At 73.7% G+C, this 13,979-nt stretch carries 15 protein-coding genes; 8 read left to right on the forward strand and 7 right to left on the reverse strand.

The window, feature by feature from the left end; genetic code table 11:
- The first annotated feature begins 89 nt into the window (after positions 1-89).
- Both FM110_RS00840 and pyrE read left to right on the forward strand, forming a co-directional pair.
- A complete protein-coding gene (locus FM110_RS00840) occupies positions 90-956 on the forward strand; it encodes an SDR family NAD(P)-dependent oxidoreductase (RefSeq protein ID WP_087101754.1) in 867 nt (288 codons plus the stop codon).
- A 100-nt stretch (positions 957-1,056) separates the two neighbouring features.
- Complete coding sequence (gene pyrE, locus FM110_RS00845; RefSeq protein WP_087101756.1) at positions 1,057-1,653, forward strand: orotate phosphoribosyltransferase; 597 nt, start codon at positions 1,057-1,059, stop codon at positions 1,651-1,653.
- A gap of 88 nt (positions 1,654-1,741) precedes the next feature.
- Here the strand turns inward: pyrE and ypfJ are convergent, their stop codons facing one another.
- A complete protein-coding gene (ypfJ, locus tag FM110_RS00850) occupies positions 1,742-2,650 on the reverse strand; it encodes a KPN_02809 family neutral zinc metallopeptidase (RefSeq protein ID WP_087101758.1) in 909 nt (302 codons plus the stop codon).
- A 95-nt stretch (positions 2,651-2,745) separates the two neighbouring features.
- On the opposite strand from ypfJ, the gene FM110_RS00855 reads away from it, so the two are divergent.
- The 3 genes from FM110_RS00855 to fbaA all read left to right on the forward strand — a co-directional run bounded on the left by FM110_RS00855 (position 2,746) and on the right by fbaA (position 5,216).
- Positions 2,746-3,429: a DedA family protein gene (locus tag FM110_RS00855; RefSeq protein ID WP_087101760.1), complete on the forward strand. Its 684-nt coding sequence runs from the start codon at positions 2,746-2,748 to the stop codon at positions 3,427-3,429.
- Positions 3,429-4,121, forward strand: a complete 693-nt coding sequence (locus FM110_RS00860; RefSeq protein WP_087101763.1) for a TrmH family RNA methyltransferase — start codon at positions 3,429-3,431, stop codon at positions 4,119-4,121. The genes FM110_RS00855 and FM110_RS00860 overlap by 1 nt, the downstream gene beginning before the upstream one ends.
- Before the next feature lie 63 nt (positions 4,122-4,184).
- Positions 4,185-5,216 (forward strand): class II fructose-bisphosphate aldolase, encoded by a 1,032-nt coding sequence (gene fbaA / locus FM110_RS00865; protein WP_087101765.1) that lies wholly within the window; start codon positions 4,185-4,187, stop codon positions 5,214-5,216.
- A gap of 161 nt (positions 5,217-5,377) precedes the next feature.
- Here the strand turns inward: fbaA and FM110_RS00870 are convergent, their stop codons facing one another.
- Positions 5,378-5,713, reverse strand: a complete 336-nt coding sequence (locus FM110_RS00870; RefSeq protein ID WP_087101767.1) for a DUF2516 family protein — start codon at positions 5,711-5,713, stop codon at positions 5,378-5,380.
- A gap of 94 nt (positions 5,714-5,807) precedes the next feature.
- On the opposite strand from FM110_RS00870, the gene FM110_RS00875 reads away from it, so the two are divergent.
- The 3 genes from FM110_RS00875 to FM110_RS00885 are packed head-to-tail and all read left to right on the forward strand — an operon-like array spanning position 5,808 to position 9,252.
- On the forward strand, positions 5,808-6,686 hold the full coding sequence (locus FM110_RS00875) for a MerR family transcriptional regulator (protein WP_087101769.1): 879 nt from the start codon (positions 5,808-5,810) through the stop codon (positions 6,684-6,686).
- On the forward strand, positions 6,683-7,609 hold the full coding sequence (locus FM110_RS00880) for an ABC transporter ATP-binding protein (RefSeq protein ID WP_087101771.1): 927 nt from the start codon (positions 6,683-6,685) through the stop codon (positions 7,607-7,609). The genes FM110_RS00875 and FM110_RS00880 overlap by 4 nt, the downstream gene beginning before the upstream one ends.
- Entirely contained in the window at positions 7,606-9,252 is a 1,647-nt protein-coding gene (locus tag FM110_RS00885; protein ID WP_087101773.1) for a hypothetical protein, read from the forward strand. The genes FM110_RS00880 and FM110_RS00885 overlap by 4 nt, the downstream gene beginning before the upstream one ends.
- 63 nt (positions 9,253-9,315) lie before the next feature.
- Here FM110_RS00885 and FM110_RS00890 read toward each other — a convergent pair whose 3' ends face one another.
- From FM110_RS00890 to FM110_RS00915, 5 genes are all read right to left on the reverse strand, one after another.
- Positions 9,316-10,602, reverse strand: coding sequence for an FUSC family protein (locus FM110_RS00890; RefSeq protein ID WP_087101775.1), 1,287 nt, complete (start codon positions 10,600-10,602; stop codon positions 9,316-9,318).
- Entirely contained in the window at positions 10,599-11,033 is a 435-nt protein-coding gene (locus FM110_RS00895; protein ID WP_087101777.1) for a hypothetical protein, read from the reverse strand. The genes FM110_RS00890 and FM110_RS00895 overlap by 4 nt, the downstream gene beginning before the upstream one ends.
- Before the next feature lie 43 nt (positions 11,034-11,076).
- Positions 11,077-12,237, reverse strand: a complete 1,161-nt coding sequence (gene ygfZ, locus FM110_RS00900; protein WP_087101779.1) for a CAF17-like 4Fe-4S cluster assembly/insertion protein YgfZ — start codon at positions 12,235-12,237, stop codon at positions 11,077-11,079.
- Complete coding sequence (locus tag FM110_RS00905) at positions 12,230-12,889, reverse strand: FABP family protein (RefSeq protein ID WP_087101782.1); 660 nt, start codon at positions 12,887-12,889, stop codon at positions 12,230-12,232. The genes ygfZ and FM110_RS00905 overlap by 8 nt, the downstream gene beginning before the upstream one ends.
- A 133-nt stretch (positions 12,890-13,022) precedes the next feature.
- Positions 13,023-13,808, reverse strand: coding sequence for a hypothetical protein (locus FM110_RS00915; RefSeq protein ID WP_087101785.1), 786 nt, complete (start codon positions 13,806-13,808; stop codon positions 13,023-13,025).
- Between the last annotated feature and the right edge of the window lie 171 nt (positions 13,809-13,979).

A 13,979-nucleotide genomic window follows, 5' to 3' on the forward strand; every position in this document is an offset into this window, starting at 1 on the left:
GGAAGCGATACTAGGCGGCGCCCCTCCGAGCCGCCCCTCCGAGCCGCCCCTCCGAGGCGCTGCTCCGCCGGAGGACCTAGGATTCGGCCATGGCGCGCGCACTGGTCACCGGGTCCACCAGCGGACTGGGCCTCGAGTTCGCCTGGCAGCTCGCCGGCACGGGCCACGACCTGGTGCTCGTGGCCCGCGACGCCGACCGCCTGCCCGTGATCGCCCGGCAGATCGCCCACGTGCACGACGTGCGCATCGAGACCCTCGTGGCGGACGTCGCGGACCGCCGCCAGCTCGAGAAGGTCGCCACCCGCCTGACCGATCCCGTCGATCCCGTGGACCTGCTGGTCAACTCCACCGGCTGCACACTGCGCGGCGCCTTCCTGGAGTTCCCGATCGAGGAGCACGAGCGCCAGGCCGAGATCCTCGTGCGCGCCGTCCTCGTGCTCTCCCACGCCGCCGCCCGGACGATGGCCCAGCGCCGCCGCGGCGCGATCATCAACGTCTCCTCGCTCGCCGGGTTCACTGCCGGGGGCGCGCTCGCCGCCTCCAAGAGTTGGGTCACCGTGTTCACCGAGTCCCTCGCGGCCGAGCTCGAGGGCACGGGCGTGACCGCGACGGCCCTGCTGCCGGGTCTGGTCCAGTCCGCCGGCGCCGGCGGGGCGGCCGTGACCTGCGAGGGCGTCCCGCGGGTGACCTGGCAGAAGGCGCCGTACATCGTCGAGCAGGGCCTTCGGGACGCGGCCCGCGGCCTCGCGCTGTCGATCCCCTCGGTGCGGGTGGGCGAGGACGGGGCGAGCGCCGGCACCGTCCGCGGCGCCCGCTGGGCACTCCTCGCGATCACCCCGCGCCGCGTCGGCCTGCGGATCATCGAGCGCCGCCTGGCCACGGCCCGGCGCCGCGCCTCGCGTCGCCGCCTGCACGCCCCCTGGGCCCGCGACGACGACTCCTCCGCCCGCTCCTGACGCCCCCGAGCACGATCCCCGCGCCCGCGCCCGCGCCCGCGTCCACGTCCTCGCCCGCGCTCGCGGCGCCGCCCGACATGCCGCCCGGTACCCTGGCGCCATGACCACCCCGAGCACCCCGCGCACCGACGCCGACCGCGCCGCGGACCGCGCCCGCCTCCTGCAGCTGATCGACTCCCTCGCCGTCGTGCAGGGCCGCGTCGTCCTCTCCTCCGGCACGGAGGCCGACTACTACGTGGACCTGCGCCGCGTGACCCTCCACCACGAGGCCGCGCCGCTCGTGGGCCGCGTCCTGCTCGACGTGCTCGAGGCCGAGGGCGTGCTTGACGGCGTCGACGCCGTCGGCGGGCTCACGCTCGGGGCCGATCCGGTCGCGACCGCGCTGCTGCACGCCGCGGCCGCGGACGCCGGTGCGCCCGACCTCGACGCCTTCGTGGTGCGCAAGGCCGCCAAGGCCCACGGCATGCAGCGCCGCATCGAGGGGCCGTCGATCCAGGGCCGCACGGTCATCGCCGTCGAGGACACGTCCACCACCGGCGGCAGCGTCCTCGAGGCCTGCGAGGCCATCGCCGATGACGGCGCGGACATCCGCGCGGTCGCCGTGATCATGGACCGCGGCACCGGCGCCCGCGAGGCCATCGAGGCCGCCGGTCACCGGTACGTGCACATCTTCTCCGTCGACGAGCTCGACGTCTGAGCCCACCCCGGCGACGCGAGAGGGCGGCACCCCACCGGGGTGCCGCCCTCTCGCGCGATGGGACCGTGCTCGTCCGGATCCCGGCGGATCAGACCTGCGCGGTCTCGAAGGTGTTGCAGGACTTCGGGTCGCCCGAGCCGTAGCCCTGGGTGAACCAGGCGCGGCGCGCCTCCGAGGAGCCGTGGGTCCAGGTCTCGGGGTTGACCTGGCCGCCGGCGACCTCGCCCTGGATGTGGTCGTCACCCACCGCGGTCGCGGCCGAGAGCGCCGAGTTGATGTCGTCGGAGGTCAGCGGCTGCAGGAAGGGCTGGTCCTGGGAGTCCGTCGAGCTCGTGGCGTGGTTGGCCCACACGCCCGCGTAGCAGTCGGCCTGCAGCTCCAGGCGCACCGAGTCGGAGCCGGGGCCCGTCTGCGAGTGGTCGATCCGGTCCATCCGGCCCTCGAGGTTCTGGATGTGGTGGCCGTACTCGTGGGCGATCACGTACTCCTTGGCCAGGTTGCCGCCGTCGGCGCCGAAGCGGGTGGTGAGCTCCTGGTAGAAGGAGGTGTCGATGTAGATGCCGTGGTCGGCCGGGCAGTAGAACGGGCCCACGGCCGCCGAGGCCATGCCACAGCCGGTGTTGACCTGGCCGGAGAAGATCACGGCCTGGGGCTCGGCGAAGGGGATCCCGGCCTCCGGCGCGAGGGCGCCCCACACGGAGTCCGCGGACTCGACGGTGGCCTGGACGAGGCAGTCGTCGTTCGCGTTGGCGTCGGCGCCGGTCGCGCACTGCTGGTCCATGGGCTGGACCTGGGACTGATCCTGCGTGGTGCCCATCTGGCCGCCGAGGATCGCCATGGGGTCCCCGCCCATGAGAGCCACGATGAGGGCGACGACGACGAGGAGGCACCCGCCGCCACCGCCGACCGCGATGCCGCCGCGGCCCATGCCGCCTCCACCGCCGCCGGCACGGGACACGTTGCCGGACGAGATGTCGGCGTTGGGATTGAACGTCATGGACACACAGTAGGCGCCCGCCTCCCGCACAGGAAGCGTTCATAGCCTGGGCACGCCCCGACATCACCTGCCGAGGAACCGAGGAGAACCGCCCCGTGAACATCGTCGAATGGGCCGTCGCCCTGATCGACCGCTTCGGAGGGCCCGGCGTGGCCTTCCTCATCGCTCTGGAGAGCGTCTTCCCGCCCATCCCGTCCGAGGTCATCCTGCCGCTGGCGGGCGTCTCGGCCGCGGGGGAGGGGCATGCGCTCGCGGGCATGTACCTGTGGACTCTGCTGGGCTCGGTGACCGGGGCGCTGATCCTGTACGGGCTGGGTCGGGCGCTGGGCCGGGAGCGGCTGCGCCGGGCGATCATCCTCATGCCGCTGCTCAGCGTCGAGGACTTCGACCGCTCGGTCACATGGATGGATCGTCACGGCACGAAGGGGATCTTCTGGGGCCGCATGGTGCCGGGCGTCCGCTCGCTGGTGTCGATCCCGGCGGGCATCTACCGCATGGGACTGGGCCGCTTCGTGCTGCTGACGGCCGCGGGCAGCGCCCTGTGGAACGCCCTGTTCGTCGGCCTCGGGTACCGCTTGGGCGAGAACTGGCACGTCATCGAGCCCTACACCGATGCGGCCTCGACCGTCATCTACGCGATCGTCGCCGCGCTGGTGCTGTGGTCACTGTGGCGCCTCATCCGGCGGGAGCGCCGTCGCCGCGAGCTGGGACTGCCCGACCCGGACGAGGCCGCGATGGCCGAGCTGGATGCCGAGTCCGAGCGCGCGGATGCCCAGTGATGGACGACGGGACCGCTGACGAGAGGGTGATCGGCGTCGGCCCCCATGCGCGCCCGTGGCCCGAGGACGATCGGTACGACCCCGAGCTGCTCGAGCACGGGGACCGCCGCAACGTCGCCGACCGTTTCCGCTACTGGCGGCGCGAGGCGATCGTCGCGGAGCTCGACCGCAGTCGCCACGCCTTCCACGTCGCGATCGAGAACGTCGAGGATGACCGCAACATCGGCTCGATCGTGCGGACCGCCAACGCGATGGGCGCGGGCGCCTTCCACATCATGGGGCGCCGCCGCTGGAACCGCCGCGGGGCGATGGTCACCGACCGCTACCAGCACGAGCACCACCATGCGGACATGGCCGCGCTCGCGGCGTGGGCCCGGGAGCACGGGTACGCGCTGTTCGCGATCGACAACGTGACGGGCGCCGAGCCGCTCGAGGCCGCGCGGCTGCCCGAGCGCTGCGTCCTCGTGCTCGGCCAGGAGGGGCCGGGGCTCTCCGCAGACGCACTGGCCGTCTGCGAGCGCGTGCTCGCGATCACCCAGTACGGGTCGACGCGCTCGATGAACGTGGCCGCGGCCGGGGCGATCGCGATGCACGCATGGGTGCTCGAGCACGCCTGGGGACGCGGCCCGATACGCCAGGGCGCCGTGTCCGGATCGCCCGAACGTCCTGGGGCGGATCGCCCCGTTCCGTGAGAGGATCGAGGCACCGGGTGCCCTCGCGCCCGAGAACGACGAGCAACCCGTGGAGGAGCTGCCATGCCCATCGCAACGCCGCAGAAGTACGCCGAGATGATCGACCGCGCCAAGAAGGGGAAGTTCGCCTACCCCGCGGTCAACGTGTCGAGCTCGCAGACCGCCATCGCTGCCCTGCAGGGCTTCACGGAGGCCAAGTCCGACGGCATCATCCAGGTGTCCGTCGGCGGTGCCGAGTACCTCTCGGGCTCGACCGTCAAGGACCGCGTCGCCGGCTCCATCGCCCTGGCCCAGTTCATCCACGCGGTGGCCGACAACTACCCGGTCACGGTCGCGCTGCACACCGACCACTGCGCCAAGGAGAACCTCGAGTCGTGGGTCGAGCCCCTCATCGAGTGGGACCTCGAGAACCGCGTGAAGAAGGGCCTGGACCCGCTGTTCCAGTCGCACATGTGGGACGGCTCGGCCGTTCCGGTCGATGAGAACCTCGAGATCGCCGAGCGCCTGCTCGCCAAGACCTCCGAGGCCAACAAGATCCTCGAGATCGAGGTCGGCGTCGTCGGCGGCGAGGAGGACGGCTACTCGGCGGACGTCGACGAGGACAAGTTGTTCTCCACCCCCGAGGACGGCCTCAAGACCGTCGAGAAGCTGGGCCTGGGCGAGAAGGGCCGCTACATCACGGCGCTGACCTTCGGCAACGTGCACGGCGTCTACAAGCCGGGCAACGTGAAGCTGACCCCCGGCATCCTCTTGGACATCCAGAAGGCCGTCGGCGAGAAGGTCGGCAAGGACATGCCGCTGGACCTCGTCATGCACGGCGGCTCCGGCTCGACCCTCGAGGAGATCCGCGAGGCCGTCGACAACGGCGTCATCAAGATGAACATCGACACCGACACCCAGTACGCCTTCACGCGTCCCGTCGCCTCGCACATGTTCAAGAACTACGACGGCGTGCTGAAGGTCGACGGCGAGGTCGGCAACAAGAAGGACTACGACCCCCGCACCTGGGGCAAGAAGGCGGAGGCCGGCATGGCCGCCCGCGTCGTCGAGGCCTGCGAGAGCCTGCGCTCCGCCGGCACCTCGATGACCGCCTGATCAGCACCGCCTGAGCAGTGCGAGAGGGCTGAGGCCCGATCGCCGAGGAGGCCCGTCCCGCTTCTGCGGGACGGGCCTCCTCATGTCTCGGGGGGGGGCGGATTAGCGGGGACGGCGCCGACGCGGCCGGGAGCGGCCGAGTGCCCGCGTCGTCGCGGTGCTCACCGCCGCCGGGGACCGCGGCCGCGGCCGTAGCTCCCCTGGGCATTGCCCATTACGGCGCGCAGCGCGGGCAGGACGTCGGCCAGGAACACGCCCGCCATGACGATCCCGATGATCGCGAAGAAGACGCCCAGTATCCCCAGCAGGGACAGCAGGCCGATCACGACGGCGCCGAAGGTCATGGCCGCCCAGAACGGCTTGGTGCGCTTGCCGGCGGCCGTGTAGGCGTCGGGGCGGAAGCGCAGGGCGCTCACGAGGGCCCACACCTCGATGCCGAGCAGGGCGACGGACAGGCCCAGCATGATCCAGCGCTCGATGAGGAAGATGGTCGACATGAGGGCGATGCTACCGGCGGGCCCTGCGGCGTCCTGGCATCCCCTCCGGCGCGGCTGTTGACTGCGACGTCACGTCACATGCTCGACTGTGCCCATGAGGATCTCGGAATGCGCGGAGCTCACCGGCACCACGGTGCGCACCATCCGCTACTACCACCAGATCGGCCTGCTGCCCATTCCCGGGCATCGTGGCGGGCGGCGGGACTACGGGCTCGACCATGTCGCCCGGATCCTGCGCATCCGCTGGCTCGCCGACGCGGGCGTGCCCCTCGACGCGGTCGCGCAGATCCTGGCGTCGGACGAGGCGACGGAGACGGATGGGGGCGGCGAGCGCACCCTGCGCGAGCTGCGCGCGACCGCACGCACCCTCGACGAGCGCCTGGCCGAGCTCACGGAGCAGCGTGAGCGCATCGACGCCCTCATGACGATGGCCGAGGAGGGGCGGGAGTTCTCGCCGCTGCCCCCGTCGTTCTCGGCGTTCTACGACCGGGTCACGGCCCGCCTCACCGACCCCGACGCCATCGCGGCCCTCGACAAGGAGCGGCGCATCGGGGAGATGTTCGCCCAGCGCGGCATGCTCGCCTCTCCGGCGCAGCTGGCTCCGGTGATGGAGCGCCTGACCGAGCACGACGTGGACCGCGTCGTCGAGTTCTACACGGCCTATGCACGGATCCCGCGCGAGGATCCCGAGACGGCCGACGGGCTCGTCACAGAGCTGCGGGAGCTGATCCGTCGCTGGTCCCGCGAGAACCCGGCGCTGACCGCCGACACCGTCGCGCTGCTGCCCGCCTGGGCGCTGCGCTCGCGCACCGGGGCGCGCATCCTGCAGGGCTTCATGACGCTCGTCGCTGGGGACGCCCGCCAGGCCCGCCTGCTGCGGGGCGTGCTCGACGACCTCCTCGGCCCCGCGTCCTCGTCCGCGAACCCCGCCACCGACACCGCCACCGACACCGATTCCGGGAGCCTGTCATGACCGACCTGCCGATCATCCGCGCCGAGCGCCTCGTCAAGCGCTTCGGCCGCGCCATCGCCCTCGACGGCGCCGATCTCACCGTCGAACGCGGCCAGGTCCACGGCTTCCTCGGCCCCAACGGGGCGGGCAAGTCCACCACGATCCGCGCGATCCTGGGCCAGATCTCCCTCACCTCCGGCGAGCTCGAGGTGCTGGGCATGGACCCGCGGCGCGACGCGGTCGCCATCCACCACCGCCTCGCCTACGTGCCCGGCGACGTCTCGCTGTGGCCCTCGCTCACGGGCGGCCAGTGCCTGGACCTCCTCGCGGGCTTCCATGGCCGCGAGGACCGCGCCCGGCGCGACCGCCTCGTCGAGGCCTTCGACCTGGACCTGTCCAAGAGGGCCCGCACCTACTCCAAGGGCAACCGCCAGAAGGTCGCCCTCGTCGCGGCCCTGGCGCTGGATGTGGACCTGTACGTCTTCGACGAGCCCACCTCGGGCCTGGACCCGCTCATGGAGGTCACGTTCCAGCAGGCCGTGCGGGAGCTCGCCGACCGCGGCGCCACGGTGCTGCTGTCCAGCCACATCCTCGATGAGGTCGAGTCGCTGTGCTCGCACGTGACGATCCTGCGGTCCGGCCGCACCATCTCCGCGGGCTCCCTCGAGGACCTGCGCCGCGCCACCACCACGACGATCAGCGCGACGTTCGCCGACGAGGAGGCGGTCCGGGCGCTGGTCGAGCGGATCGACGGGGCCGAGGCCGTCGCCGATGCCAGCGGCATCCACCTGACCGCGAAGGTCGAGCGCGAGCGGGTGGCCGCCGCCGTCGGCGCGGTCGCCGCCGCCGACCCGCTGTCCCTCGTGGTGCGCCCGCCCTCGCTGGATGAGCTGTTCCTCGAGCACTACGCGGGAGCCGCGGCGGACGACGGGGCTGCGCGATGACGGGCACCCTGCGCTGCGCCCTGGCGCTCGCCCGCAGCGGGCGGATGCGCCTGCTGGCCTGGCCGCTGGCGATGGCGGCGCTCGCGGTGATGACGGCCGTCTCGATCGACGAGTTCTACGCGGAGCCCGCCTCCCGCGCCGCCTACGCCGCGGCGCTGGAGATGGCCGATGTGATGACCGCGCTCGGCGGCGCCTCCGGCGGGCTCGCCCAGCTCGGCGGGATGATCGCCAACGAGCTCGCGATCATGGTGCTGCCGGCCGTGGCGATCGCCGGGGTGATGCTCGCGGTCGCCTCGACGCGCGCCGAGGAGGACGCCGGGCGCACGGAGCTGGTGACGGCCCGCCCCGTCGCCCACCGCGCCCCGCTGCTCGGCGCGTTCGCCCCGGTCACCGCCTCGCTCCTGCTGCTCGCAGCCCTCGTCGTCGGCGCGATGACCCTCGTCGGCGTGCCGCTCATCGGCGCGGAGGACGGCATCGCGGGCCCCGCCGACGGCGGTGCGCTCGGCTACGGGCTCGCGCTCGCCGCCTACGGACTGCTGTTTTCGGGCGTCGGCTTCGTCGTCGCGGAGCTCGCGCGGGACGCCCGCTCGGCCCGCATGACCGGCCTGGCCGTCGTCGCGCTCGCCTACCTGGTGCGGGTGGGCGTCAACGGCGCCGGCCGCGGCGTGACCGCGGGCGATGACGCCGTGGGGCTCAGCTGGATCACCCCCGTCGGCTGGTTCGATGCCGTCGCCCCGTTCGCGCACATGCGCTGGGCCCCGCTGCTGGTGCTCGCCGCCGCGGCCCTGGGCCTGCACCTGCTCGCGGTCGTCCTCCGCGGGCGCCGGGATCTGGGCGCCGGGCTCATCGCCGCGCGCCCCGGCCCCGTCTCCGCTCCCCGCCGCCTCGGGACCCCGCTCGGCCTGGCCTGGCGCCTGGCTCGCGGGTCGCTGCTGGGCTGGCTGCTCGGCGTCGTCGCCCTGGCCGCGCTGATGGGCTCGCAGCTGCCGGCGTGGATCGGCGCCCTCCAGCAGTCCGAGGCGATGCTGGAGCTCATGGGGATGGAGGCCGACGCGTCGGCCGTCACGAACATGACGATGGCCTTCAGCGCCCTCCTGGCGGCCTCGGCCGGCATCGGCCGCATCGGGGCGCTCGCCGAGGAGGAGGACTCCGAGCGCCTGGCCCTCACGCTCTCCCGGCCCGTCGGACGGGTGAGGCTGTGGTCGGCCTCGGTGGGCGTGGCCCTCGCCGGTGCCGCAGGGATCCTGATCGCCGCGGGACTCGTGTACGCGGCGACCGGCTGGGGCGCCCTGCAGGGGGATGCGGGCAAGCTCGACGCCTTCTCGGTCCCGGACACGATCCTGGCCACGGCCGTGCTGCTGGCCCCGACGCTGCTGCTGGTCGCGCTCGCGGCCGCGTGGACGGGCGCGACGGGGGGCTCGCCGTGGCCGGCGTGGGCCCTGCTCGGCGCCTCCGCCGCGATCCTGTTCCTGGGCCCGGGCCTGGACCTTCCCGATGTCCTCATCGACACGGCGCCGCTGAGCGCGGTCGGGACGGTCCCGGTGGACGACCCGGTCTGGGGTGCGGTCGCGCTCGAGGCGGTGCTGGCCGCGGCGGCCGTCGTGCTCGGCGCCCTCCGCTTCGCCCGGCGCGACGTGCCCTGAGCTGAGAGGCCCGTACCGCCCGCACCGCCTGCACGGCCCGCCGGGCCGACCCTGGGGACGTGGTCAGCCCCGGCGGTCGGGGTCGGTGCGGTCGACGATGAGCATCTCGAGGGCCTCGGTGGTCGCGGGCGGCTCGAGCGCCTGCATCTCCCGCGTCACGGGGCGGGGGCCGATTACGTCGCCGTCACCCGCCACCAGCAGGCTCGGCAGGAATCGCTGGGCCTCGTCGTACTCCAGCCCGGTGGCCTGCAGCAGGTCGATCGCGAGCGAGCGCAGCTGGATCACGAGGGTGACCCCCTGGAAGTGGGCGCTGCGGCCGGGCGCGGTCCCATCGGCGGTCACCAGCAGCGTCTCGGGAGTGAGGTAGCCGCAGAAGCGGCGCAGCAGGCGCCGTGCCGCGGTGAAGTCGACGTCGTCGTCCATCGCTGCGGCGTGCAGGGCGGCCACGGCCTCCTGCCCGGCGATGAGGGCATCGGCGAGGGAGGGGTAGGTGACGCCGGGGGAGGCGCCGAGGAAGTGGATCAGGTTGCGCGCCAGCACGCGGGCGTTGCGCATGGCGCGGTCGGAGCCCACGAGCAGGCGCTCGAGGCGCCCGACGGAGTCGGCGTGCCGGAGCCCGCGCGGCGAGTAGGTGGCGACCTCGTCGGCGGCGTCGTTGGCCAGCGCCCACTGGTCGGTGAGGCGCTGGGAGGAGTGGCGCAGGTCCTTCAGCGCCGCGCGCGCGACCTCGCGGTCCCCGGAGCGGGCGGCCAGGGCGAGCGCTCCGAGGGCGTCCTCGAGCTCGGTGAAGAAGCGGTCGGCGGCGCGTCGCTGCGGCTTGCGCGGGTCGCCGGACAGCAGGAGGTAGACGCCGATGCCGACGGCCACGCCCGTGACCGCGTCGACGAAGCGGGTGCCCGGGGACATCATCGGGGAGGCGGGCATGACCATGACCAGCATCGACTGGATGCCGCACTGCATGGCGAACATGACGCCGGAGTCGATGAAGCGGGCGATCATCGCGGCGGTGAAGATGACCACGGCCACCTGCCAGACGCCGCTGCCGATGGTGATGCGCGCGAGCTCGCCGAGGAGGACGCCGATGAGCACTCCCGCCGACATCTCGAACATCTTGCGCATCTTCTTCTCGACGGTGAAGCCGACGACCACGTAGGCGGCGATCGCCGAGAAGAAGGGGAACTGGTGGCCCCACGCGTAGTGGGAGATGCCGTAGGCCAGGGCGGCGGAGGCGGCGACGCGCGCGATCGCGATGGTCCCGGACCGAGAGCGCGCGTACCCGGTGCGGATGCGGTCGCGGGCCAGCGCCCGGGCGCGCTGGACGCGGTGGGAGTCGTGGGCGGCGAGGCTCATGGCGCCACCGGGTCCGCGAGCCGCATCTCCAGCAGCTCGCGCAGGTCGAAGGTCTCGCCGTCACGGGCCCCGCGGCCCACCACGAGCGGGGCCTCGGAGGGCTCCGGGTCGGCGCCCCGCAGGCGCGCGCCGAGGCCTCCGGGCACGCGCATGACGTAGAAGCGGGCGTCGGTGTCGATCGCGATGGTGCGGTCCTTCTTCAGGTACCAGCCCGTCAGCGAGGTGCGGACGGTGCCGCGTCCGGTGTCGGGGCGGGCGCGCAGCGGCACGGGCTCGATGCCCGCGGCATAGAAGCCGTCGACCGCCTCGCGCAGGATCGCGGTCGCCTTCTCGTGCTCGGCCCGGCGGGCGGCCTCGAGGGCCTCCTGCTGGGCCCGCACCACCTCGGCGCGCTGGACGCGCCAGGCCTGCTCGGATCCGCTGTCGCTCATGGGTCCATCATCCCCCAGGCGGATGAGGGTGGGGGGGAGTCGCCTACAGTCGCGCCGTCGGCGGCCGCTGGCCGTGGTCGCGCGCCACGACGATCGGCTCCTGCGCGGCGATGACCTCGACGGTCGCCGCCTCTGCGGTCTCCGTCTCGGCCTGGTCGTCCCCGCCGCCGAGCGGCACGGCGACGGCCAGCTCGGCATCCAGCGGCACGGCCCGCTTGACCATCGCCAGCGCGATCGGTCCCAGGTCCGCGTGCACCGCGCCGGTGGTCACGACGCCCACGTCCTTGGCCCCCAGGAGCACCCGCGCGCCCGCCGTCGCGGCGACGTCCTGCGAGCCGTCGAGGTGCAGCATCACCATGCGCCGCGGCGGCTGGCCCAGGTTCAGCACCTTGGCCACGGTCTCCTGGCCGCGGTAGCAGCCCTTGGCGGTGTGCACCGCGGTGCGCAGCAGGTCCACCTCGTGGGGGATGGTGCGCTCGTCGATCTCGAGCACCTGGCGCACGCGGTGCGAGGCCACGCGCAGCGCCTCCGCGGCGAGCATGCCCGCGAGGTGCTCGGGCCGCCACGCGAGCGCCTCGAGCGCGGGCGCCTCGCAGACGGCGAGGGTCCAGGGGGTGGGATCCTCGGGGTCGGGCCCATAGGCGACGCCACCGGGCATGACCGTGGGGTGGTGCTCGGTCCAGACGGCCACGGGGGCGGGCAGCAGCAGCCCGGCGTCGGCCAGCACTCCTGCGGCCGGGGCCACGGCACCGAGAACCCGCAGGTCGTCACGATCGACCAGCTCCACCCGGGCGGCGAAACGCATGCGCTCGAGGTACCCGCGCAGTCCCGCGCGCGTCCCGGGGTCGCAGATCAGCAGCAGCGAGCCGTCGGCGGGCACGGCCACGGCGGCCAGATGCTCCACCCGGCCCTGCGGGGACAGCACCGCGAGCGCGCTCGAGTCCCCGGGCGCCAGGGCGTCGAGCACCTGCGAGGTCACCGTGGTCATCCACGAGCGGTGGTCGGCGCCGGAGACCTGCAGGATCTCCAGCTGGCCCATATCGACGACGGAGCGTCCGGCCATAAGGCGCCGCTGCTCGCGCAGCAGCGCCCCGTAGTGCGCGGGCACGGCGGCGTCGGGGCCGGGCAGGTGGACGGCGTCGGTGCGCAGCAGCGGGCTCACAGCACGGGCGGCATCGCTCTCAGGCGCGCTGTTCTCAGGCACGGTCGAGCTCCGCGGACATCCATGTCGTCAGCGGCTCACCCTCGGCGGCGCGGTCGATGAGCCACATGAGGCGACCGCCGACGAGACCGAACATGCGCGTGGTGCGCTCGTGGCCCGGATGGGGACCGGTCCGGCCCACATGGTCCGCGGCGAGCTGGATGCGCGGTCCGCGCACCTCACCGGCGAAGACCTCGACGGTGCCCCGGTCGTCCTCGATGCGCGCCTCGAGCTGATAGGAGACGATCGCGGCGGGGGAGCCGGGCTTCGCGGCCGCGGCCGCCTCGAGGTCCTGGCCGGGCACGGGGCCCAGCACGCGCCACGTGCCCTTCTCGGAGATCAGCAGGCGGCGCTCGAGCGCGGCGTCATCGGCGCTCCGATCCGCGGCGTCCTCCGCCTCCGGATCGGCCGGGCCGTTCGCGAACACGGAGGTGGGCGGCAGCGGCGGGGGAGCGTCCAGCACCCAGGTGCGCATGGACCATGCGAGCGTGCCGTCCCCGGCGTCGCGGGCGCTCAGCTCCTGCTCGATGCGGCGGCCCTGCCCCTCGCCGTCCTCGGCGGACAGCTGCACGGCGCCGGTGCCGCGCCAGGAGCCCACGAGCCAGGCGAGCGGGTACAGGGAGGGGTGGAGGTCCGCGTCCAGCGTGATCGGCATGGATCAGCCCCGGGTGAACAGGCGGGAGATGACCAGGACGGCGAAGGCGGCGGTGCCCAGGCCCACGAGGGCGACGAGGACGAGGAAGAAGATCGACATGGCGCTCATGGCCCCGATCCTAACCGGCGCGGCCTCAGCCCAACAGGTGCGCGACCACCCGCAGCGCCAGCAGGACGATCACCCCGGCGGTCGCGACGGGGGCCGCTCCCACCGCGAGGGAGGGCACGCTGCGGCGGGCCGCGAGCGCAGACCCCAGCAGCGCGTGGGAGCTCGCGGCGCCGACGCCGATCGCGGCCCCGACGAGCAGGGCCGGCACCGGGCCGAGCGGGCCGGCGCCGGGGACGACGGCGGGCATCGCCGCGGAGACCGCGGCGCAGGTGGCCGCGGAGGCGAGGATCGCGAGCGGAACCGTGACGGCTCCGCGCAGCGGCAGCGCGAGCAGCAGGAGCGCGACGGCCAGCCCCAGGGCGCCGGCCGTCACGAGCGACGGGCCCTCGCCGAGCCTCGTCGCGTCCATCTGCGCCCGCACCCAGCAGCCCGCGAGCGCCGTCAGCACGGAGCCGGCCACGGTGGCGGTGAGGGAGGCGGTGAGGCCGGTGCGGTCGCGGCGCAGCATCTGATGGGCGAAGGAGCCGACGATCCCGAGCGCGCAGGCCGCGGCGATCGACTCCGTCGAGGACAGCGCCCCGGGGGTGAGCAGTCCGAGCACCGCGCTTGCGGTGCCCGCGAGGATCATGACGATCCGGGTCCCCAGCGGGGAGTCGAGCTCGAGCAGAGAGGGCCAGCCGATCGCGGTGAGCACCACGACCGCGAGGGTCGCGACGAGCATCGCCGACGGGGCGAGGGGGCCCACGAGCGACACGAGCGCGAGCACGAGCGCGAGGACGGCACCGAGGGGCGCCCGCACGGTGGGGGTCATCGGTCCTCCCTCGGTGCGGCGCGCGGACTCTCCGGGCTCCGGGGCCTCCGTGCGTCGGGTGCGCGGACGGCCACTAGAGTTGAAGTCTACGAGGCGAGGACGCCCCACCCCACCTGGACCAGTCGCTTATACCCATCTCCGAGCCCACGAGACGCGTAGTAATCTCGTATG

Origin of the sequence: Brachybacterium nesterenkovii (assembly GCF_900163655.1) — a bacterium.
Taxonomy (GTDB): domain Bacteria; phylum Actinomycetota; class Actinomycetes; order Actinomycetales; family Dermabacteraceae; genus Brachybacterium; species Brachybacterium nesterenkovii.